General features: G+C 67.0%; 15 protein-coding genes. 4 read left to right on the top strand and 11 right to left on the bottom strand.

All coding sequences use genetic code 11. From position 1 onward, the window contains the following. From VGR06_RS08455 to deoC, 3 genes are all read right to left on the bottom strand, one after another. Positions 1-278: aldehyde dehydrogenase family protein (locus tag VGR06_RS08455; RefSeq protein WP_327558418.1), on the bottom strand; the 278-nt coding region annotated here is incomplete at its 3' end. Continuing rightward, complete coding sequence (locus VGR06_RS08450; RefSeq protein ID WP_327558417.1) at positions 271-1,704, bottom strand: aldehyde dehydrogenase family protein; 1,434 nt, start codon at positions 1,702-1,704, stop codon at positions 271-273. The genes VGR06_RS08450 and VGR06_RS08455, both read right to left, overlap by 8 nt. Before the next feature lie 130 nt (positions 1,705-1,834). Then, entirely contained in the window at positions 1,835-2,809 is a 975-nt protein-coding gene (gene deoC / locus VGR06_RS08445) for a deoxyribose-phosphate aldolase (protein ID WP_327558416.1), read from the bottom strand. Between the two features lie 58 nt (positions 2,810-2,867). Here deoC and VGR06_RS08440 point away from each other — a divergent pair, with 58 nt between their 5' ends. Continuing rightward, positions 2,868-3,833 carry an alpha/beta fold hydrolase gene (locus VGR06_RS08440; protein ID WP_327558415.1) on the top strand — a complete coding sequence of 322 codons (966 nt, stop codon included), beginning with the start codon at positions 2,868-2,870 and terminating at the stop codon, positions 3,831-3,833. After that, positions 3,775-4,317, top strand: coding sequence for a TetR/AcrR family transcriptional regulator (locus tag VGR06_RS08435; RefSeq protein WP_327558414.1), 543 nt, complete (start codon positions 3,775-3,777; stop codon positions 4,315-4,317). The genes VGR06_RS08440 and VGR06_RS08435 overlap by 59 nt, the downstream gene beginning before the upstream one ends. Here VGR06_RS08435 and VGR06_RS08430 read toward each other — a convergent pair. The 5 genes from VGR06_RS08430 to VGR06_RS08410 all read right to left on the bottom strand — a co-directional run bounded on the left by VGR06_RS08430 (position 4,307) and on the right by VGR06_RS08410 (position 10,112). After that, positions 4,307-5,503 (bottom strand): SEFIR domain-containing protein, encoded by a 1,197-nt coding sequence (locus tag VGR06_RS08430; protein ID WP_327558413.1) that lies wholly within the window; start codon positions 5,501-5,503, stop codon positions 4,307-4,309. The genes VGR06_RS08435 and VGR06_RS08430 overlap by 11 nt on opposite strands. A gap of 26 nt (positions 5,504-5,529) precedes the next feature. Next, positions 5,530-6,699: a hypothetical protein gene (locus tag VGR06_RS08425; RefSeq protein WP_327558412.1), complete on the bottom strand. Its 1,170-nt coding sequence runs from the start codon at positions 6,697-6,699 to the stop codon at positions 5,530-5,532. Further along, positions 6,696-7,541 (bottom strand): hypothetical protein, encoded by an 846-nt coding sequence (locus VGR06_RS08420; protein ID WP_327558411.1) that lies wholly within the window; start codon positions 7,539-7,541, stop codon positions 6,696-6,698. Before VGR06_RS08420 ends, VGR06_RS08425 begins: the two co-directional genes overlap by 4 nt. A 143-nt stretch (positions 7,542-7,684) precedes the next feature. Further along, positions 7,685-8,338: a DUF1707 SHOCT-like domain-containing protein gene (locus VGR06_RS08415; RefSeq protein WP_327558410.1), complete on the bottom strand. Its 654-nt coding sequence runs from the start codon at positions 8,336-8,338 to the stop codon at positions 7,685-7,687. 124 nt (positions 8,339-8,462) lie between these two features. After that, entirely contained in the window at positions 8,463-10,112 is a 1,650-nt protein-coding gene (locus tag VGR06_RS08410) for an alpha/beta fold hydrolase (RefSeq protein WP_327558409.1), read from the bottom strand. 75 nt (positions 10,113-10,187) lie between these two features. Between VGR06_RS08410 and VGR06_RS08405 the strand changes: the two genes are divergently transcribed. Next, positions 10,188-11,006, top strand: a complete 819-nt coding sequence (locus VGR06_RS08405) for a methyltransferase domain-containing protein (RefSeq protein WP_327558408.1) — start codon at positions 10,188-10,190, stop codon at positions 11,004-11,006. Here VGR06_RS08405 and VGR06_RS08400 read toward each other — a convergent pair. Together VGR06_RS08400 and VGR06_RS08395 are read right to left on the bottom strand one after the other, a co-directional pair. After that, on the bottom strand, positions 10,999-12,933 hold the full coding sequence (locus tag VGR06_RS08400) for a multicopper oxidase (protein WP_327558407.1): 1,935 nt from the start codon (positions 12,931-12,933) through the stop codon (positions 10,999-11,001). The two genes, VGR06_RS08405 and VGR06_RS08400, sit on opposite strands and share 8 nt — an antisense overlap. 199 nt (positions 12,934-13,132) lie before the next feature. Then, positions 13,133-13,705, bottom strand: a complete 573-nt coding sequence (locus tag VGR06_RS08395; protein WP_327558406.1) for a hypothetical protein — start codon at positions 13,703-13,705, stop codon at positions 13,133-13,135. 107 nt (positions 13,706-13,812) lie between these two features. Between VGR06_RS08395 and VGR06_RS08390 the strand changes: the two genes are divergently transcribed. After that, positions 13,813-15,081 carry a helix-turn-helix transcriptional regulator gene (locus tag VGR06_RS08390; RefSeq protein WP_327558405.1) on the top strand — a complete coding sequence of 423 codons (1,269 nt, stop codon included), beginning with the start codon at positions 13,813-13,815 and terminating at the stop codon, positions 15,079-15,081. A gap of 7 nt (positions 15,082-15,088) precedes the next feature. Here VGR06_RS08390 and VGR06_RS08385 read toward each other — a convergent pair whose 3' ends face one another. Beyond that, the gene (locus VGR06_RS08385) at positions 15,089-20,266 is read right to left on the bottom strand and encodes a leucine-rich repeat domain-containing protein (RefSeq protein ID WP_327558404.1); all 5,178 of its coding nucleotides are present in this window, start codon (positions 20,264-20,266) and stop codon (positions 15,089-15,091) included. Positions 20,267-20,269: the final 3 nt, after the last annotated feature.

Here is a 20,269-nt window from a genome sequence, read left to right as displayed (position 1 = left end):
ACCTCGGCCAGGAACTGCTCGCGGCGGCCCTCGAGCAGCTCGGCCACCCGGTAGAGGACCTGGCCGCGGTTGTACGCGGTCGCGCCGGACCAGCCGGCGAAGGCCTTGCGGGCGGCGGCGACCGCGTCTCGAACGTCCTTTCTGGACGCCTGGGCGGCGTTGGCCGCGAAGTTGCCCCGGCTGTCCCGCACCGGGTACGAACGACCGGACTCGGAGCGCGGGAACGCGCCGCCGATGTAGAGCTTGTACGTCTTCGCGACGGAAAGACGGTCAGGCATCGAGGTAGGCCTCCAACCCGGTGCGGCCACCCTCGCGGCCGAAACCCGACTCCTGGTAGCCGCCGAACGGGGCGGTGGGATCGAACCGGTTGAACGTGTTCGCCCACACCACGCCGGCGCGCAGCTTCTGCGCCATCCAGAGGATTCGGGAGCCCTTGTCGGTCCAGATCCCGGCGGACAGGCCGTAGGGCGTGTTGTTGGCCTTGGCCACCGCCTCGTCCGGGGTGCGGAACGTGAGCACCGACAGCACCGGGCCGAAGATCTCCTCGCGGGCGATCCGCATGGCCTGGCTGACGTTGGCGAACACCGTCGGCGCGAAGAAGAAGCCCTTGTCCGGCACCGGGCACGGGCTGGTCCACCGGACCGCGCCCTCCTCTTCGCCGGAGGAGACCAGCTCCCGGATCTTGGCGAGCTGTTCCTTCGAGTTGATGGCGCCGACGTCGGTGTTCTTGTCCAGCGGGTCGCCGATGCGCAAGGTGGACACCCGGGCGTGGAGCTTGTCCAGCAGCTCGTCGGCCACGGATTCCTGCACCAGCAACCGGGATCCGGCGCAGCACACGTGGCCCTGGTTGAAGAAGATCCCGTTGACGATGCCCTCGACGGCCTGGTCCAGCGGGGCGTCCTCGAACACCACGTTGGCCGCTTTCCCGCCCAGCTCAAGGGTGAGCTTCTTGCCGGTGCCGGCCAGCGAGCGCTGGATGAGCTTGCCGACCTCGGTGGAGCCGGTGAACGCCACCTTGTTCACGTCCGGGTGGTTGACCAGCTCGGCGCCGACGTCTCCGGCGCCGGGCAGGATGTTGACCACCCCGGGCGGGAGGTCGGCCTGCTGGATGATCTCGGCCAGCACCAGGGCGGTCAGCGGGGTGGTCTCGGCCGGCTTGAGTACGACGGTGTTGCCACAGGCCAGGGCCGGGGCGAGCTTCCACGCTGCCATCAGCAGCGGGAAGTTCCACGGGATCACCTGGCCGGCGACCCCGAGCGGGCGCGGGTTCGGTCCGAGCCCGGCGTATTCGAGCTTGTCCGCCCAGCCCGCGTGGTAGAAGAAGTGCGCCGCGGCAAGGGGGATGTCGACGTCCCGGGACTCTCTGATGGGTTTGCCGTTGTCCAGGCTTTCCAGCACGGCCAGCTCGCGCGCGCGTTCCTGGATCATGCGGGCGATCCGGAAGATGTACTTGGCGCGCTCGGCGCCGGGCATCTTGCCCCACACCCGGTCGTAGGCCCGCCGCGCCGCCTTCACCGCGGTGTCCACATCGGACGGTTCGGCGGTGGACACCTCGGCCAGCACCTCCTCGGTGGCCGGGTTGATCGTCTTCAGCGGCTCCCCGGTGCCCTCGACGAACTTCCCGTCGACGAACATCCGGTAGTCCGGCTTGAGGTTCGCGATCTCCCGCGACTCCGGGGCGGGCGCGTACTCCCACGTGGTCATGTCAGTGCCTTCGGTTCGCTTCCGTTCGGCCGCAGAAGGTGTCGGCTTCCTCCGTGCGCTGCTCGGTGCTCGTTCCTCGCACCTGCGCTGCTCCTCCGTCCAGCCGACACCGCGGCCTCACTCTCGCTCACTAGTCCACCGTCACATAGTCCGGGCCGCTGTAGTGGCCCTCGAGCTGGGTTCGGCGCTGCATCAGCAGATCGTTGAGCAGGCTGGACGCGCCGATGCGGAACAGGTTGGGGGACAACCACTCCGGGCCGGCCACCTCGTGCACCGCGACAAGGTAGCGGATGGCGTCCTTGGTGTTGCGGATGCCGCCGGCCGGCTTGACCCCGCGCAACTCGCCGGTGGCCGTGTGCCAGTCCCGCACGGCCTGCAGCATCACGTGCGTGACCGGGAGGGTGGCCGCCGGGGAGACCTTTCCGGTCGAGGTCTTGATGAAGTCGCCGCCGGCCAGCAGCGCGAGCCAGGACGCGCGCCGCACGTTGTCGTAGGTGGCCAGCTCACCGGTCTCCAGGATCACCTTGAGGTGCGTGGTTCCGCAGGCCTGCCTGATCGCCGCGATCTCCTCGTACACCTGGCCGTAGCGCCCGGCGAGGAACGCGCCGCGGTCGATCACCATGTCGATCTCGGTGGCGCCGGCCGCGACCGCGTACTCGGTGTCGGCGATCTTGACCGGGAGGCTGGCCCGGCCGGACGGGAACGCCGTCGCCACGCTGGCGATGTTGATCTGCGTGCCGGTGAGCGCCTCCTTGGCCGTGGCCACCAGGTCGGGGTAGACGCAGACGGCGGCGACCGGCGGAACCTCCGGTCGTTCCGGGTCGGGCCGGCGGGCCTTGGCGCACAGCGAGCGGATCTTGCCGGGCGTGTCGGCGCCCTCCAGCGTGGTCAGGTCGATCATGGTGATCGCGGTGTCGATGGCCCACAGCTTCGAGCCTTTTTTGATGCTGCGCGTGGCCAGGCCGGCCGCGCGCTGCTCGACGCCGACCTGGTCCACGCCGGGCAGTCCATGCAGGAAGCGGCGCAGCGCGGTCTCGTCGCGGGTCGCGTCGGCCAGCCCGGGCGGTAACCCCTGGTCCGGTGGCTTCGTCAGCGGTACGGCCATGGCGCAGAGTCTAGGCTCCCGTTGACATACATACGGTACGTATGTTTCGCTCGACGGTATGGCGACAAGCGATGAGCTGGGCGTGGAGAAGACGGTTGAGCTGTCGGCGGGGACGATCCGCTACCGCGAGCGGGGCTCCGGTCCGGCCGTGGTGTTCGTGCACGGCCTGCTGGTCAACGGCGATCTCTGGCGGAACGTGGTGCCGGCGGTGAGCCGGGAGTACCGGTGCCTGGCGCCGGACTGGCCGCTCGGCTCGCATTCGGTGCCGGTGCGGGCGGGCGCGGACCTCAGCCCGCCCGGGGTCGCGAGCCTGATCGGGGAGTTCCTCGAGGCGCTCGACCTGTCCGACGTCACCCTGGTCGCCAACGACACCGGCGGCGCGCTGACCCAGATCCTGATGACGACGGGGCCCGAGCGGATCGGCCGGGTGGTGCTCACCTCGTGCGACGCGTTCAAGCGGTTCTTCCCGCCGCCGTTCAGCGTCCTACCCCGGTTGTTGCGGGTGCCCGGGCAGACGTGGCTGATGTCCCGCGTGATGCAGGTGAAGCGGTTGCGCCCGTTGCTGTTCGGATCGGTAGCCCGGCGGCCGGTTCCGCCGGAGATCGCCGACTCCTACCTGCGGCCCTGCCGGGACGCCGGCATCCGCCGAGACCTCCGCGCCTTCGTCGTCGCGGTGCACCGCCGGCACACCCTGGCCGCGGCTTCGGCGCTGCCCGGTTTCACCAAGCCTGTGCTGCTGGCCTGGGCCCGAGAGGAGCGGCTCTTCCCCGGCATCGGCGCGCGGCTGGCGGCGGTGCTGCCGAACGCGCGGCTGGTCGAGGTGGCGGACAGTTATACCTTTGTCCCGGAAGATCAGCCCGCCGTGCTGGCCGGGCTGATCACCGAGTTCATCGCCTCGAGCCAGGGAGGACCGGCTGACCCCGCGCACCCAGCAGGACCGCTCCCGGGCGACCCGGGCGGCCCTGATGACGGCGGCCCGCGCGCTGTTCGCGGAGCGAGGCTACGCGGCGGTCTCGGCGGATGAGATCGTCTCCGCCGCCGGCCTCACTCGCGGCGCGCTGCACCATCACTTCGGCGACAAGGCCGGACTGTTCCGGGCCGTGCTGGAGCAACTCGACGCTGAACTAACTGCGGAGGTGGCTCAGGCCGTCGCGGACGTCCCGGACACCGCCGGTCAAATGGTCGTGGCGCTGCGGGTGTTCCTCGACCTCTGCCAGCGCCCCGAGGTGGTGCGGATCTCGCTCACCGACGCGCCGTCCGTGCTCGGCTGGGGCACCTGGCGCGAGATCGAGGCCGAGCACGCCCTCGGCCTGATCAAAAACATGATCGAGAACGGCGTCGCCGCCGGCATGATCATCCCTCAACCCGTCGAGGTGTTGGCCCAACTCGTCCTCAGCGTCACCATCGAAGCCGCGCTCATGGTCGTCCACGCCAAGGACCCCGCCACCACCCGCCAGGCCGTCGAGCCGGCCCTGATCACCATGCTGTCGGGTCTGCTCAGGAGTTGAACCGGTCAATATATCCGGCCTGAATGACCGTGCCGGAGACATTGCCGGAGAAATTGTTGTGGATGTTGCCGGTGCGGGGTTCTCGCCGTTCCGCGGGCGCGGGTGGCGCTGGTTCGCGAAGGGCGGTGACGAGCCGCGCGGCCAGTTCCTCTGCCACTTCGGTCGGCATCCGGCGCAGATCGTAGTCGGTGATCGACTCAGTCGCGTCCACGCCGATTCGGCGCAGAGCTCCAGATCGGTCGGTCCCAATTGCCGGCACCCATGATTCTGGCCGGTCCATTTTGATATCCATCAGGAGTTCGATGTACAAGAGGAGCCTGTCCATGGCGAGACGACGCTCGTCGAGTGGCACACCGGGATCCAAAAACCATGCGCTTCGCTGTCCCGATCGCAGCACAGCTAGTCCGGCGTGGCCCGAGAAGGCCCAGGCCGCCGAGGTGGAATATCCCACTTCAGGTGGTTTGGAACTGGCAAAGATCCCGTGAAGGCGTCCGATTTCGAGCAGTTCCGGGCCGAGTTCTCGCAGCCGGCGCACCGAGCAACGGCTCACATTGCCTCTTGGAACCAGGTGAAGCTCAATGACCCGCTGTGATGATTTATGATCGATAATCTCGGCGAGCCACCGGACATCGACCGGCGTGTCAAGCGGGCTCCAGGTGACCGGACCGCCTGGCCCACCGGACAGGACCTGAAGGACGGGTGGCTCGCCCACGGGTGGGGGAATGTGACTGGGCTGGCTGAGAATCACCCGGAGCAGATCCTCTATCCCCTGCGGGGTGAAGGCGCTCACTTCGTAGCGGCTGGCGGTGCTGGGCTGCAGGAACCGGGGAATCTCGTTGAGCAGGTGGCCGGGGAGCAGCACCGGCAGGATTTTGGGCAGCCAGCTGGCGCGGTCCTCCCACACGAGGTCACGCAGCAGCGCTGCTTCGGATTGGACGCCGCGGTGTTCCCTGCTCGGGGCGCCGTCGGCCACCTGCAGATATTTCTTCGAGGCCACGACGACGACGTAGTCGGCCTCGGTCATCTCCTTGATCGCCCAGGCATACCAGTCAATCCTGGAGGCGGCCGACCACACGTCGAGCACGGCTTCGACGCCATTGTTTCGCAGCAACGTCGCGAGTGCGAGCACCTGGTTCTTGTGCTCGTCGGACTCGTGGGCGTAGGAGACGAACGCCTTCTTCGGCATCGAAGCCCTCCCTCACACGGTCAGGACTACGGTAACCGAAAAGCCGCGGCCGCCTCGTCGATGTCGGCGAGCGCACCCAGCGTCCGCTCGAGCTCACCGATCGCCTCCGGTGCGTGGCCCTGCAGATGTGCCGCCGGCAGCGGGTCGAAGTTGAGGGCGGTGACGTTCCGCCAGGCGGTGTCCCACTCGTGCGGACCCGGGCGCACGACGGCCGCTGGAGCACCCGCGAACCCGGTTTCCGGCGGCGAGATCGCGTAGGCGACCAGCTCGGCGAGCTGCTCCGGCAGCGGCCCCGCGGCGGCGACAGACACCCGGATCTGGAACGCGATGTCGGTGTAGCGGCCGGCCGCGTCCACCAGCAACGGGTGCGCGTGCACGGCGAACGGGTCGGCGGGTTGCGCTCCGCCGTAGACGCTGTAGGTCAGCGAAGGTCCCGGCGAGGCCAGCTTGGCCAGCGTGGCTGCCCGGTCGGCGAGCTGCTTCCGTAGCCCGGGCTGGATCCGGTACGGCAGCAGCCCGACCGACAGCATCGCGCGGAACGGCAGTGCGGCGAGCTGACGCCGGAGTGGATCCCACGCGCCATCGCCGCGTCGCCACGGGACGACGGCGGCCAGCCAGGGGTTGCCGGTGTCGCCCCTGGTGGTCCGCGCGGCCCGCAACGACTTGCGAATTTCCACCAGGCCGGCGGGATCCGCGGGGAAGGGCGAGAGAACCGCCTGCAGCATGCTGTCGGAGGTGACCGGTTCGGCCACCACGCCCATGGGCATCCCGGCCTGCAGATCGTGCCGCAGCCGGCCGGCCGCTTCGACGGCGCCGCTCCGGTCCGGGTGGTCGCCGCGAACGATGAGAAACGCGTCGAGATGCCGGCCGCCCGGATCGTGCAGATATCGCAGCTCGACGACGGCACGCACCGGTTCGGCTCGGGTCCACAGCGCCCGGAGCCACGGCCGGACGTCCAGGTCGCGTTCCCCGCGATCACCGCTCTCATGGAGGTGCAGGGCGCCGATCGCCCCGGCCTGGATGGCGGTCGTGGCGGTGCCGCCGAACGTGTTGTACGTCGACGTGCCGGCCACCGGCACGGGCAGGTCAGGCGTTTGCGGCGGTTCGCCGGCCGCTTCGCCCCGTTCCAGCCGCAATGCCGCCCACGCCCACCACCGCTGCGGGCCACCGGCAACGACGGTCCCGGTTGAGGTCACTGCCCGGTCCACGGCGCCCGGCCGTCCGGCTGGTACTGCGGTGCCGGCGGGTTCGGAACGGGCGTCGGCGCGCTGTGGTGTGGCGGCAGTGCGCCGTGCTGCGTCGAACCTTCGGGAAGGGCGTCGCCGTCCGGCACCATGATCTGTTCGACGGCGACGTGCAGGCCCTCACGGCACAACGCGTGCACCACTTCGCGCATGGCCCGGGGCCGTTCGGTGCGCAGCATGCGGTCGATCGGGTCGAGGCGTCCGGTGGCGCTGGGGAAGAGGTCGGCGATGAACCGGCCCACCAGCGTCGCGCCACGCCGGGTGCGCCACATCATCCAGCCCAGATAGAGGCTCGTGCCGTAGTCGAACACGGACACATAAACGTGGTAGTCGCCGTCGATCAGGAGCATGCGGCTGTTCACGGAGCTGATATCGGTACGGGTACGTCGTACCTGGATGTCCCGGATCGGCAGCCGGCGCTCGGCGAGCTTTCCCTTGATGGCGTTGTAGACCGATGGAGCTGCGGCTGCCCGGTCGGCCAGGACCACCCGCCATTCGCCGATCGGCTCATCCAGCTTGGTAATGAGGAAGATCAGCCAGAAGACGACGAAGCTGAGGAATGACCCGGTACCGATCATTCCCGTCGAGCCGCCCGCCAACGCGAGGAGCAGCATGAACACGAAAACGGCGAAGGCCAGCATCGCGGCCCGGAACCACAGCATCGCAACGGACCGCCAGCTGACGGATTCGTCGAAGTACACTTCCATCGGTCCGTGCCGAAGGGTCTTGTCGAGGTACGCGGCATTTCCGTCACCACCGCTCCATCCGGGCAACGGTGTCACTGCGGCCGTCATCCAACACTCCCAACCGAATTGTCTCGTGAACCATGCGTGCACGACTGGTCGCTGATCGTACGGCGACACGTTACGGTGGGGCATCGAGAACTACGCGAACTGACGATAACGGCCACATTCTGTCCCGCTTGTGGCCCGTCCGGTTAGGACTCCAGTTGCGGGCGGTCGGGGGCGGGCTCGAGGTTCTTGTCCTTTTTCTTTCGCTTGGGGCGCTTGACGTCCACGCCGCCCATCATGGCGAAGCCGGTGACCTTGACGACCGGGGCGCCGGGCGGGCCCTCGATGCGCGCGTGGTCCTCGAAGGCGCCCATGAAGCCGATGCCGGTGACGTGCACGGTGATGTCGTCCGGGACGATGATGTCGATGCCACCCATCAGGGCGAACGCCTGGATCGTGGTCTCCCGGTCCTCGAAGCGGGCCTCGGTCAGGTCGATGTCCACGCCGCCCATCAACGCGAACGCGTTGAACGTCGGCGGAACCGTCCACCGCCCCTTGCGCTCCGCGCCGGACATGACCGCCACCGCGGCCGAGGACGTGCCGCGGCCGCCGACCCGGTCGTCCGGCGCCGCCACCGCGCGGGGCGCAACCGGCGTGCCCTGCACCGGCAGGTCACGGGTGAGCGGCTGCAGCTCGCCGATGGTCTTCGCGGCGTACACCTGGTCGAGGCGCTCCTCCAGCTCGCCCACCGTCAACCGGCCCTCGGCCATGGCGTCGTGCAGGATCTTCGCGACGCGCTCCCGGTCGGCGTTGGACGCCCGGATCTCGTGTGGCTCGGGTACCGCTGGCAGGTGACTCACGCCAGCACCTCGCAAGCTCGGTAGCCGGCGGCAGCCCATGGGAAACTCGCTCGCAGGCTCGGCGCCGGGGCAGTGCTCAAGGGTTCGCTCGCAAGCTCGCTCACGCAGGTGAGGGTATCGCGGGTCAGCTGACCACCGGCAAGGTCAGGGTCGGGCTGGTCACGGTCACCGGAGCGGCCGCCAGACCGCCGCGGTAGTTGAGGTCGCCGCTGGCCACGACCAACCGAACGCTGTGCCCCGGCGCGAAGCGGTGCACGATGCCGGGCAGCGTGACCTGCACCGGCCGGGTCGGGTCGGCCACCCGCACCGGCGCGACCAACTGGTGGATGAGGCTGGCCGAACCGTCCGGCGCCACGTCGTAGAGCTTCGGGAACAGCACGAGTTGCCCGGCCGGCCCGAGCAGGCTGGTCAGCACCGCGGTCGGGGCGTTGAGCCGCAACTCCAGCCGGGGCACGCCGACGACGTCCAGCGGAACCGTCTGCGCCGCGCTCTGCCAGGACGCGAACGTGCCGGGCAGGTTGACGTCCAGCGCCGGCTGGTTGATCGCGTCGAACGGGGAGAGGCTGGTCGGCACGCCGAGCGGCGGGGTGAGGAATGTCTGAGTGCCGCCGGCGAGCGCCAGCGTCCGCGCGGTGCCGACCGGGAAGACCGGCGACGCCGCGTAGGCCGGGGTGGCGTTGCCGGTGTAGGAGATCCAGTCGCGGAAGTAGGTGAACTCCGGGCCGGTGTCGGCCGGCAGGCCCTTGAGATAGTGGTCGAACCACGCCATGATCCGGCCGGTTTCGTACTGGGCGGCCGGATCCGGGTTGTTCAGGTCGATCTCGCCGGGCGCCGCGCCGCCGGAATGGCCCCAGGACTGCCAGATCATCTTGACCTCGGTGCCCCGGGCCTGCAGCGCGGTGTAGGTGGCGACGGCCTCGTTGAGGTTGAACAGCGTGTCCTTCTGGCCCTGGATCAGCAGCGTCGGGATGCGGACCCGGCTGACGTAGCTGGCCACCGAGGCGTGCCGGAGCAGCGCCGTCGTCTGCGGTGTCGGATAGCCGAGCGTGCCGGTGAGCAGCAGGTCGGTGCAGGTCTCGGTGGGAAAGTTGGGGCAGCCGATGGCTCGGTTCGGGTCGGGGTGCTGGATGTTCTCCAGCAGCGCGCCCTCGAAGAAGAACAGCAGCGCCCAGGTGATCTTCGCGGCGCCGGGGGTGGTTGCCGGCACGGCGTTGTTCGGGCCGAGCGAGTAGTCCAGGTCGTTCCAGGTGATCAGCGGGATGATCGTGTCCACCCGCGGATCGACGCTCGCGGTGGCGAACTGGACGCCGCCGCCGTAGGAGCCGCCGACCATGCCGACCCGGGGATCGCCGGGCGCGTCGTGCACCACGTAGTCGAGACTGCCGAGGAAGCTCACGAGTTGGCTCGCGGCGCGGCCGTCCCAGTCCGGGTCGTCCAGCGTGATGTGGCAGCCGGACCCGCCGAAGCCGAGGCCGGAGTAGGACAGCACGGTGTAGCCGTTGCTCGCGGCGAACCGGGCGATGCCGGCCTGGTCGTCCTTCGAGCCGCCGAAGCCGTTCGTGGTCAGGATGGCCGGCACCGGGTAGGCGGCCGTCGCCGTGCTCGGGGTGTACAGGTCGCCGACGATGTCGCAGTGCTGCCCGGCGCCGGGCCCGGCGAGCACGTCGAAATGCAGTGTCTGGACCGTGAACGCCGGGTCGGCCGAGGCAGTTGGCACCGCGACCGCGGCTGAGGCGAGCAGGGTGACCGCGGTGAGCAGGGCGGACGTTCGCATGCCTTACTAACGACCCCGCCGAGTGACGGTGACGTCACACGCAAGTGGTTGGTCCGGTAAGGATAGTCTCGGACCATGGCAGAGGTGTTCCAGCCGCCGTCGTTCCGGATCCAGGACGGGGTCGCGGGCGACCATGAGCGGCTAGCCTTCGTGCTCGACCGGCTCGCCGACATGCCCGGCATCCAGCGCCTGCGGTCCTGGGCGCGGGAGGCACTGCGCCCGGCACCCGGCGACCGGATCCTCGATGTCGGCGCCGGCACCGGCGACGAACTGCAGGCGCTGGCCACGCTCGTCGGCCCGGCCGGCGTGGCGACCGGCGTCGAGCCGAACCCGGGCCTGCGCGCCGAAGCGACCCGCCGGGCCGAGGAGTTCGGCTCCGTCGCGCGGTTCGTCGACGGTGACGCCTACGCGCTGCCGCTCGATGACTCCACTGTGGACATTGCCCGGTGCGAGCGGGTGTTCCAGCACCTCGACCACCCTGAGCGGGCCGCGGCGGAGATCGCCCGGGTGCTTCGCCCCGGCGGCCGGGCCGTGGTGATCGACACCGACTGGGCCACGACGATCGTGCACCCGGGTGACCCGGCCGTGCTCGAGGAGGTGAAGCGGTTCGCACTGAGCCGTTTCCCCAACCCGTTCGCCGGCCGGCGCCTCCCGGGTCAGCTCGCCGCCGCCGGCCTCGAGGTCGTCGACCATGGCTCGCAGGCGCTCATCCAGGACGTGAGCGCGCTCGACGGCCTGTTCGGCGCCCTGGCCACGGCCGCGGTCGAGGCCGGCGTGATCACCATGCCGCAACGGGAACAGCTCTACGCCGACCTCAAGGGCGGCGCCGCCCGCGGCGACTTCCATTTCTCCGTCACGATGTTCGCAGTGTTGGCCGCCAAACCGGTCAGGTGACCTGGTACGGCCGCATCATCTCGTTGTCCTCGTGGTCGATGATGTGGCAGTGCCAGACATAGCGCCCGGCGATGTCGAACCGCGCCTTCAGCCGGGTGATCTCGCCCGGTAGCGCGATCAGCGTGTCCTTGGTGCCGCGCTCCCATGGCTGGGCCGGCCGCTGCGCACCCGCGAACGGTTGCCGTCCAAGGACTTCGAACTGCACCTGGTGCACATGGATCGGATGCGCGTCCTCGGTGAAGTTGTGCAGCTCCCAGATCTCGGTCGCGCCCCGCGCCGGGTTCTCGGTGACCGCGGCACCCCAACCGAGCGGGTTCGCGGTGCCATTGCCGTTCACCGTGCCGAGCATGCCCATCACCGGCGCGTCGAAGAACTCCGAGGACATCTCGTTCAGCGACAGCCGGCGTGTGCGGCTGGCGTTGCCGAGGCGATTCGCGCCCGGCAGGGTCAGCCGGTCCGGCGGCACCGAAGTGTCCGGTGTGGACGATGCGGTCACGATGAACCGCATGACCTGCCCGGTGGTTTCCGGATCGGCCGGCTCGAAGTCGGTGCCCGGCACCCCGCCGCCGAACGGCTCGTCCGGCCCCTCGTTGATCAGGTACAGGTTCGTTCCCGCCGGCACCCCGCTGAAATCCACGATCACGTCGTACCGCTCGGCCACCGCGACCGGCAGCGACTCGATCCGCACCGGCGCCGGCAGGAACCCGCCGTCCGCGCCGATCACCCAGATCGGCACTGCCGCCCGCGCCGGCCTGCTGGCCAGCGGGTTCGCCACGATCTTCAGGAACAGCACCCTTGTGTTGGCCGCGTTGAGGATCCGGAACCGGTAGCGCCGCCGCTCCACCGTCAGCGACGGCCAGGTGCGCCCGTTGACCACCGACATGTTCCCGAAGAACTCCGGATTCCAGAACGGCGGCACATCGGTGGTCGGGATGAACGGCCCACCCGCCGGCACGTCGCCGAAGAAATCCCTCGAGCTCGGGAAGAACAGCGACCCGTCCGCGTTGAACGACCGGTCCTGGATCACCAGCGGAATCTCCCGGTACCGCACGCCGGCCGGATCGCCCGGCTGCGGCGCCGGCCCGGGCAGCACCCCGCTCGGCAGATCACCCGACCCACCGCGGAGCAGGTACATCCCGGTGAGCCCCGCATAGATGTTCAACCGCGTCAGCCCCAACTCATGGCTGTGGTACCAGAGCGCCGTGGCCCGCTGGTCATTGCGGTACTGGAAGATCGCGCCGCCGGCCGGCCAGTCGACCCCGAACCGGTCGCGAGCCTCCGCCCGGAACCGCTCATAGAACGACCCGACCCGGGCAAATCCGGCCGGAATGTTCCGCGCCGCCGGCAGGTACCACGCCTCCGGGTACCCATCACTCTCCTCAGTGACGTGCGCCCCATGCAGATGGGTGACGAACGGCAGTGGCCCACGGTACGGCCCGGGCGTCTCCCCGAACACCGGCCGGCTGTCCCGCCCACCCGTGCCACCGGGTGGGTTCGCCCAGTGCAAGGTCGGATCAACGAAGAACAGATGCGGCCGGAACGCCCCGTTCGAGGTCATCAACTGGTTCAACCACGTCACGCGAACCGGCCGATCCACCCGCGCCTCAATGGTGTTGGCCGGATAATGGAACGTGCCCAAACTACCGGGCACCCCGTACCCGAACACCTGGGTCGCCGGCAGGCTCGGTGGCAGGATCTGCTGGCTGAACTGCCGAGCCGCGATCTGGTAGATGTCGAGCCCGGAGCCTGTGCCCGCTCTGGGCATTGCGGGCAAAACGAATAATGGAGCCACGTATTTCGGCACGGTGTTCGGATCGAGCGAGCCGCCCGGCAGCGTTGCTGCCAGCGCCTTCACCGTGCCGGGTCCGACCAGCGAGACCGCCCCGGTGAGCGCGCCGGCTTTGATTAGTTGCCGTCTGGTGAGCATGCCGAAACTCCCCTCGAACGAGATGGAGTCCTATAGAGACAGTCGGCAGCAGCGGGGTTCCGTACGCGCTCCGCGGCGCCGACGGGAACAGTCCGGCTGACAGTGAACGACCGTGGATGCCGCCAGTCAAGGGCGAAAACCCCTTAGGTGTCAACGAAGTAAGGAAGCCTAACCTATCCTGTAGCCGGCCCACGGCGTCTCACCCGAACAGCCGGATCCATCCCCCTCCGTTGACCGCCCGCACTCGCACTCGCCGGTACGACCCAGGTTCGGCAACCGGATAGTGCCGGATCACTTCCTCGTAAAACCATGCGGACACAATGGCCCCGAGCGACCCGGTAGACGCCCGCAGCGCTGACTTGAATGCCCGTGTCTCAATCAGGCGGAAAGCGTGGTTGATCGCGCATCCGGTTACCCCGTGCGGATCGTAGTGCACCTTGCCGGCGTGCATCGCGACCCGCAGCCGGATCCCGGTTCGGGTAAGGCGATGCGCATTGTATGAACGCAGAAGCCGTGCGAGCTGGCTCAGCATGTTCGTCGCCAGCAAAGCCTTCGGGACATCTGCGGGGATCAGAACGAACACGCCGTCGCCCCGGTCCTCGATCTTGCAGGCCGTCCAGTCGACGCGGGTCGCTGCGAACGCCCGCTCGATGATCTCGTACAGACCGCGCCTAATGGCCAGTTGATCGAGGTTCGTGCGATCCGGATCGGTGAAGTTCTCGATGTCGGTCACCACGATCGTGTGATGCACGGCCGGTGGGTACTGTTCCATGCCCCTCCCCGAGTGGGACTGAACCAAACCGTCCAGCATTTGCCACTCCATGGGCAACCGCATGTGCTGAACTGGCACACAGGGGGTTGCGTGGCAGCGGAGTCGCCATGGACATGCAGTCGATTCACGACGCCGCGAGGCGCGGCGACTACGCTCTCGTCCTACGGTTGAGCCGGATCGGCCACGGCTGGACCCAGGCAACGCTTGGCCGGCGTGCCAACATCTCCCGTACCGCGGTGTCCCGGTTCGAGACAGGGGAACGTCTTCTGCGCGATGTCGAACTCCGTCGCCGGTTCGCCGACGCGCTCGACTTGCCGGGAGAGATGTTCGGGCTCTACACCCCTCCTGGGCCTAAGGTGAGCGGCACCAGTTCGGAAGGAGAAGATGAGGTGCGCCGCCGTGCGTTTCTGGTTGCCGCGGGTGTGGCCGCGCTGTCGGGTGAGGGATCCGTTGCCCGGGCCGGCCAAACGTCGACCGCCTCGGTGGAATCGCTGACGCAGCGCATTGAACAGGCATTGATACACCCTGAGCGTGGTGACGTGCTCGATCCGCTGACCCTGCCGGCGGTTCTGGCGGCGGCACGGGAGGACTACCGGGCGACGCGCTACTTGTCGATGGCCAACCGGCTGGTGAGCCTCGTTGCGAGCGCGGAGGCGCGCGGCGACGAGCGGCTGCTCGCCGATGTGTACAACGCGATCGGGAACCTGCTGTGCAAGCTGCCGGCTTCAGGGTTGGAATGGATGGCCGTCGACCGAGCGCTGCGGGCCGCCCGGCTGGTGGATGATCCGCTGCTGCTCGTCGAGGCGCAGCGCCTTCTGTCCACTGTGTATCGACGGTCCGGCCGTCCGGATCAGGCCCTCGAGGTCGGGGTCAGCGCGGCCGAGCAGCTGCGCTTGGCTGGCGGTGCGGATTTCGCGATGAGAACGGCCGAGGTGTTGTGCACCGCGTCCTACAGCGCGGCGAAAGCGAAGGACCGTGACCGGGCGCTCGAGCTGCTCGGTGAGGCGCGGCGGATCGCGGAGCGAGCGGAGGCCAAAGGTCCACAGTGGACCGAATTCTCTGGACCGGTCAACGTCAGCGTGTACGCGGTGTCGGTGGGGACGGCTCTCGGTGATCCCGGGATCTCTTTCAATGCGGCCCAGGAGGTGAACGTGGCGGCGCTGGCCAGCACCGAGCGCCGCTCCCGGTTCCTGGTCGACGTGGCGAGGGCGAGGCTGGCCGCCGACCAGCCCGACCAGGCGGCGCGCACCCTGATAGTGGCCGCTCGGGTCGCACCGCAGGCGACCGCCACCCGGCCAGCAGCCATCGAACTTGCCGGCGCACTTCGCAGCGTCCGCCCCGACCTCGGGCGGACATTGGGTGAAGCCGGCCTCTGACCGCGCACTACGCCTGGGGGCGCTGGCGGTACGGGGCGAGGTGCTCGTCGCAGAGATAGAGCGTCAGGCCCTCCGGGGTCATGGTCCTGGACAGGCCACCCCACGTTCGGTCGGGATCCAGCTTGTCGAACATCGCCTCGAGCGCGCGGAAGTCGGCGTCGTTCGCCGCGCGCGCCTCCGGAACGGGCTCCGCCCCGGGGCCATGGCGCAGCTCCTTCGACTGGACCTGAGCTGGCAGCTGGTTGGCCAGCTCCTTCATCAGGTCGCAGTCGGCCTTGAGCTGCTGGTCGAGCGTGCCGGCCGCGATCCCGAGCACCGGCCCGACCAGCGGAGCCGCGTGCTTGAGCACCGTGATCAGATGCTGCACGTATGGCCCCGCCTTCCGGAACCACTCCGCCGGCTGGACGACCGGGTAAACCCCCTTCGGCTCCGGCAACCGGTGCCACGCCCCCGGCTCCTCGCAGTACAGATGAATCTCGTACGCCGACCCGGTCAGCCGCCGCTTGTCGGCCGGCACCACCGCGAACACACTCGGGCACCTGGTCTCCTGCTGAACCTGAGCCAGGTGTTGCAACTTGAGGAACATGCGCTGCAGGTACTCGCTTTGATCCTCCAGCCTCCCGCCAACCTCGGCCACCGTCTTCGCCAACTGGTCGATGCTCATCCGGGTGGCGTCCCGATCGGACGGTGCGAGGCCGAACAGCAGTTGCGGCACCGAAACCAGCTCGCCGGACCGGTGACACTCGATCTCGTAACGTGGCGGGGTCCGGGCCAGCCGGGCGCACAGGTTCTCGTACTCGAACAGCTCCGGGCACGACGGTTCGCAAGGGCATGGCACCTGACGGGTGATATCCAAGCCGGGAAACCGTTCCAAAGTCAGGTTCAGGCCGTCGTAGAGCACCAGGAAGAAGCCGGCGGGCGACGGCCCACGCACGGTCAGCTCGACCGTGCCGTGGTGCTCATCGGCGCTCACCAGCGCCAGGTGCCGGCTGTCTCCGTGAACGAGTAGGGCTCCAGTCCGCCAGTGCAGCTTCTTGCTGAACCTGTGTGACCGGGCGATGAACCAGGTAGGAATGCCAGGCGGCATCGTGTTCAGCCGGTAGATGACCCTGATTTCCCGAGTGTCCTTGCGTTGTCGGATCTCCTCCCATTCCGCCTGGTATGACGGAGGATTCCACTGCAGCCGCTCGACAACGAGGCTCACGTCGCTGGACCGGCCGCCCTCGATCCGGTATGACAGGTCGTACTTCTCCATCATGCCAAGGAAATGGTCGCGGACTCCCCGATCGAGGTCGCTCCACAGCTGATTGAGATGCTTGCGGGTCAGCAGCCCGCGCAGCTCCGCAACGTCCGGGCTGTCCAGTACCTTGCTGATGTACTCGTTGACCCATTCTGGTCGCAGCACAACGGTCTCATTGAGTTCCGGGTCGTCTTTGTAGTAGAGGATCTCGCCCAGCTCATGCAGGGCCTGCGCGATGTACCGCTGCTGGGTGGAGTCAGCGACCCCGGCGCTGGCCATCAGTTGCCACATCCGGGCCGGGGTGACGTGTTGCTCGGATGCGTTCCGAATCGAGTCAGCCGCGGCGAGCCAGCTGGTCGGCCACTCGGAGCCCATCAGGGGAAGCCGCGCGGCCTGCTCGGCCAACTGTTTTTGCAGCTCGGCGATGCCGTCCCGCGTCTCGTTGTCCACCGAGACGCTCGCGACGATCTTCGGGTAGCTCTGCCGAAGCTCGTCGAGCGGCAGATCGACGGGCCGGCCGCGGATGTGTGTGGCCACCAGGACGATGGGCGACTCGGGTGCCCGCGCGGTGATGATGTCGAGCCAGTAGCGGAGCTTGCCCTGCTGCCATCCGAGCCGCGAGTTCCACAGCAGCAGGAACAGCGACCGGTCGGTGAGGAAGAACTGGTGCGTGGCGTGGTAGATCTGCTGACCACCGAAGTCCCACGCGCTCAGCCGCATCCGCACGGATGGCTGCTCAGGGTGATCAAAGACCAGGTCCTTGATCATCAAGCCATGCGTGGACGGCTCGTGCGGCTCGTGCGGATTCCCTGCCAACGCCCTGACTACCGAAGTCTTCCCGACGCCACCCTCGCCGACGACCAGCAACTTGGATACCCATTGGGCCGCGCTTCCCTGCTGGCGCGCCTTGATGAAGGCTAGTACCGACTCCGTTCCGCTGGCGGCTATCTCCGGCGGCGGGCTGACGAACGAGTTCCCATGGACCCAAAGCTCCCTCAACCTGGCCAGAGCCGTCAACCAGTCCGGTAGTTCGACCAGATTGTTGCCGATGAGACTCAGCAACGTGAGGCGCGTAAGCTTGCTGATGCCGTGCGGCAGGGCACTCAGCTGATTGCCGTTGATATTGAGCTCCGTGAGTCGATTAAGGCGGGCGATTCCATCAGGCAACGTGCTCAGCCGATTTTCGTCCAGGTGCAGAATAGTAAGTCGAGTGAGCAAAGTGATGCTCTCGGCAAGTGTAGTCAGCTGATTTTTGTGGAGGTAGATCGTAGTCAGCTGACTGAGGTATCCAATGTGGTCTGGCAGTGCTATCAGCCGATTGCCGCCTACGTTGAGTTCTTTGAGTTTAGTGAGCTGGCCTATGCTCTCTGGAAGCGCCTCGAGTTCGTTGTCCCTCAGGTACAATGTGACGAGTTGGGTGAGTCGACCGATGTCCTGGGGAAGGGCCGTCAGCTTATTACCGCTGAGATACAACGAAGTGAGCTCCGTGAGATCGTCGATACAGTCCGGTGGCCTCGCCAACTGATTGTTGTCTAGATCCAGATGAGTCAGTCTGGTAAGCTCGACAAGCCAATCGGGTAGCTGGACCAGTTGGTTGTCGTTCAGCTGCAGTCGGGTGAGCCGGGTGAGTTGGCCGATGCAGTCCGGCACAGTGCTAAGCCGGTTGTGTGCCAGCGAAAGTTCATTGAGGCGACGGATGTCGACAAACCAATCCGGTAGGCCGGTCAGCTCGTTGTTATCCAGCCCGAGGTCGGTCAGTTGACGCAGATTGGTGAGCCAACGTGGCAGTTCGGTGAGTTGGCAGCCTCCAATCGAGAGGGTGCTAAGATTGGTGAGGTCGCCGAGCCAGTCCGGTAATGCTGTCAGTCGGTTGTTACTCAACCCGAGGCTGGTGAGGCTGGTGAGTTCAGCGAGCGAGGCGGGCAGTTCGGTCAGCTGGTTGTCGTTGAGCCACAAGGCGGTGAGTCGAGCAGATTCACCGAGCCATTCAGGCAGCTCGGTGAGTTGATTGTCGATGACATTCAGGTGGGTAAGGTTGGCGAGGTTCCTGAGCCAGTTCGGTAATGAGTTCAGCTGGCAGGCGTTGACGCTGAAGTTGGTGAGCCCGGTCAAGCCGTCCAGCCAGTCGGGCAAGCCAGTCAACTTGTTGTTGCCGACCCACAGTGTGGTGAGGTTGGTGAGGTTGGCGAGCCATTCCGGCAGCACAGTGAGTTGGTTGCCGTTGACGTACAGATCGGTGAGGTTGCTGAGGTTGGCGAGCGAATCCGGTAGTTTGGTGAGTTCGTTGTTTTGTAACCACAGTTCGGCGAGCTGCGTCAAACCGCCCAGCCAGTTCGGTAATTCGGACAGTTGGTTGCCATAGAGAATCAGTCGGCTGAGTTTGCTGAGATTGGCCAACCAATCAGGTAATGTGCCAAGTTGGCATCCACCGAGATTGAGGGTTGTCAGGTGGTGGAGGTTACCCAGCCAACTGGGCAGGCCTACGAGTTGGTTGTACCCAAACCACAGCTTGGTGAGGTTGCCGAATTGGGCTAGCCAGTCTGGCAAGTCGGTCAGCCTGTTGTTATCGAGGTCCAGCTGGGTGAGATTAGTAAGAGCTGCCATCCAGTCCGGTAGTTCAGTGAGCTGATTGTTGTTTAGGGACAGTTCGGTGACACTGGTGAGATTGGCGAACTGCTCCGGCAGCGCGCTGAGTTGACAGTCGTTTGCCCAGAGCGTGGTAATTCCGGGCAGGTTTCCTAGCCAGTCTGGGAGCTCCTTCAGGCTGTTCCTACTCAGTCGAAGATTCGTGAGGCCGCCGAGATTTGCCAGCGAGTCCGGTAGCTCAGTTAGCCAGTTGTTGTCGAGGTACAGCCATTTGAGATCGGTGAGGTTGCCGAGCCAGTTCGGTAGTTCGGTCAACTGATTGTCATCGATCGCCAAGAAGGTGAGATTTGTCAGGTTGGCCAACCAGTGGGGCAGTTCGGTGAGCTGGCCCCCGCCGATCCGAAGGTTCTTGAGCCTAGTGAGGGAGCCGATGTAGTCCGGTAGTTCAGTGAGTCGATTGCTTTGGACGTGTAATTCAGTGAGGTTGGTGAGGCCGGCGATCCAGCTGGGGAGTTCGGCGAGCTTGTTGTAGCTGATCCACAGGCTGGTCAGGCCGACGAGCTGACCCATCCAATCCGGCAACACGGTCAGTTCGTTGCGGGCGAGATGTAAAACTGTCAACGAGGTGAATCCGGACAGCCACTCCGGCAGGACGTCGAGTTTACAGCCGCTGATCCCGAGTTCGGTGAGCCCGGTGAAGCTGGCGAGCCACTCCGGCAGGCCGGTGAGCCGGTTGTCGTCGAGGTAGAGATGAGTGAGATTGGTGAAGTTCGCCAGCCAGTCGGGTAGCTCCGTGAACCGGTTGTCATCGATGTCGAGCCGGGTGAGGTTGGTGAAATTTGCCAGCCAGTCGGGTAATTCGGTGAGCCGGTTGTCGTGCAGCCATAGTTTGGTCAGGCCGGTGAGATCGCGTAGCCACTCCGGCACGGTGCTGAGCTGGCAGCCGCCGACGTCGAGGGCGGTGAGCTGGGTCAGGGTGCCGATCGAGGACGGCACCTCGGTTAGCCGGTTGTCGCTGAGGTCGAGTTCGGTGAGCTGGGTGAGGATTGGCAGCCAGTCCGGTAGCTCGAAGATCCAGTTGTCGTTGAGGTCAAGCGAGCTGAGCTGGGTGAGGTTGGCGAGCCGGTCAGGCAGGTTGGTCAGGCGGTTACCGCTGAGGTCGAGGTTTGTGAGGTTGGTGAGGTTGGCGAGCCAGTCGGGGAGTTGGTGCAGCCAGTTGTCGTTGAGGCGGAGTTCGGTGAGGTGGGTGAGGTCGGCTAGTCGGGGTGGGAGGTGGGTGAGGCGGAGGTTGCTGAGGTCCAGGGAGGTGCCGGTCAGCTGGTCGATGCGGCGGTTGGCTTCGTCGATGCCGTAGGGCATTCG

It is taken from the genome of Actinophytocola sp. (assembly GCF_036002505.1).
Classification (GTDB): Bacteria; Actinomycetota; Actinomycetes; order Mycobacteriales; family Pseudonocardiaceae; genus DASYTH01.
The sequence above is the reverse complement of the archived record's forward strand: the minus strand, read 5'-3'. Positions and strand labels throughout refer to the sequence as shown.

Coding starts and splice junctions, on each gene's coding strand:
- VGR06_RS08450 (WP_327558417.1), bottom strand. CDS start 1,704: ATGACCACGTGGGAGTACGCGCCCGCCCCGGAGTCGCGGGAGATCGCG.
- deoC (WP_327558416.1), bottom strand. CDS start 2,809: ATGGCCGTACCGCTGACGAAGCCACCGGACCAGGGGTTACCGCCCGGG.
- VGR06_RS08440 (WP_327558415.1), top strand. CDS start 2,868: ATGGCGACAAGCGATGAGCTGGGCGTGGAGAAGACGGTTGAGCTGTCG.
- VGR06_RS08435 (WP_327558414.1), top strand. CDS start 3,775: ATGACGGCGGCCCGCGCGCTGTTCGCGGAGCGAGGCTACGCGGCGGTC.
- VGR06_RS08430 (WP_327558413.1), bottom strand. CDS start 5,503: ATGCCGAAGAAGGCGTTCGTCTCCTACGCCCACGAGTCCGACGAGCAC.
- VGR06_RS08420 (WP_327558411.1), bottom strand. CDS start 7,541: ATGACGGCCGCAGTGACACCGTTGCCCGGATGGAGCGGTGGTGACGGA.
- VGR06_RS08410 (WP_327558409.1), bottom strand. CDS start 10,112: ATGCGAACGTCCGCCCTGCTCACCGCGGTCACCCTGCTCGCCTCAGCC.
- VGR06_RS08405 (WP_327558408.1), top strand. CDS start 10,188: ATGGCAGAGGTGTTCCAGCCGCCGTCGTTCCGGATCCAGGACGGGGTC.
- VGR06_RS08400 (WP_327558407.1), bottom strand. CDS start 12,933: ATGCTCACCAGACGGCAACTAATCAAAGCCGGCGCGCTCACCGGGGCG.
- VGR06_RS08395 (WP_327558406.1), bottom strand. CDS start 13,705: ATGGAACAGTACCCACCGGCCGTGCATCACACGATCGTGGTGACCGAC.
- VGR06_RS08390 (WP_327558405.1), top strand. CDS start 13,813: ATGGACATGCAGTCGATTCACGACGCCGCGAGGCGCGGCGACTACGCT.
- VGR06_RS08385 (WP_327558404.1), bottom strand. CDS start 20,266: ATGCCCTACGGCATCGACGAAGCCAACCGCCGCATCGACCAGCTGACC.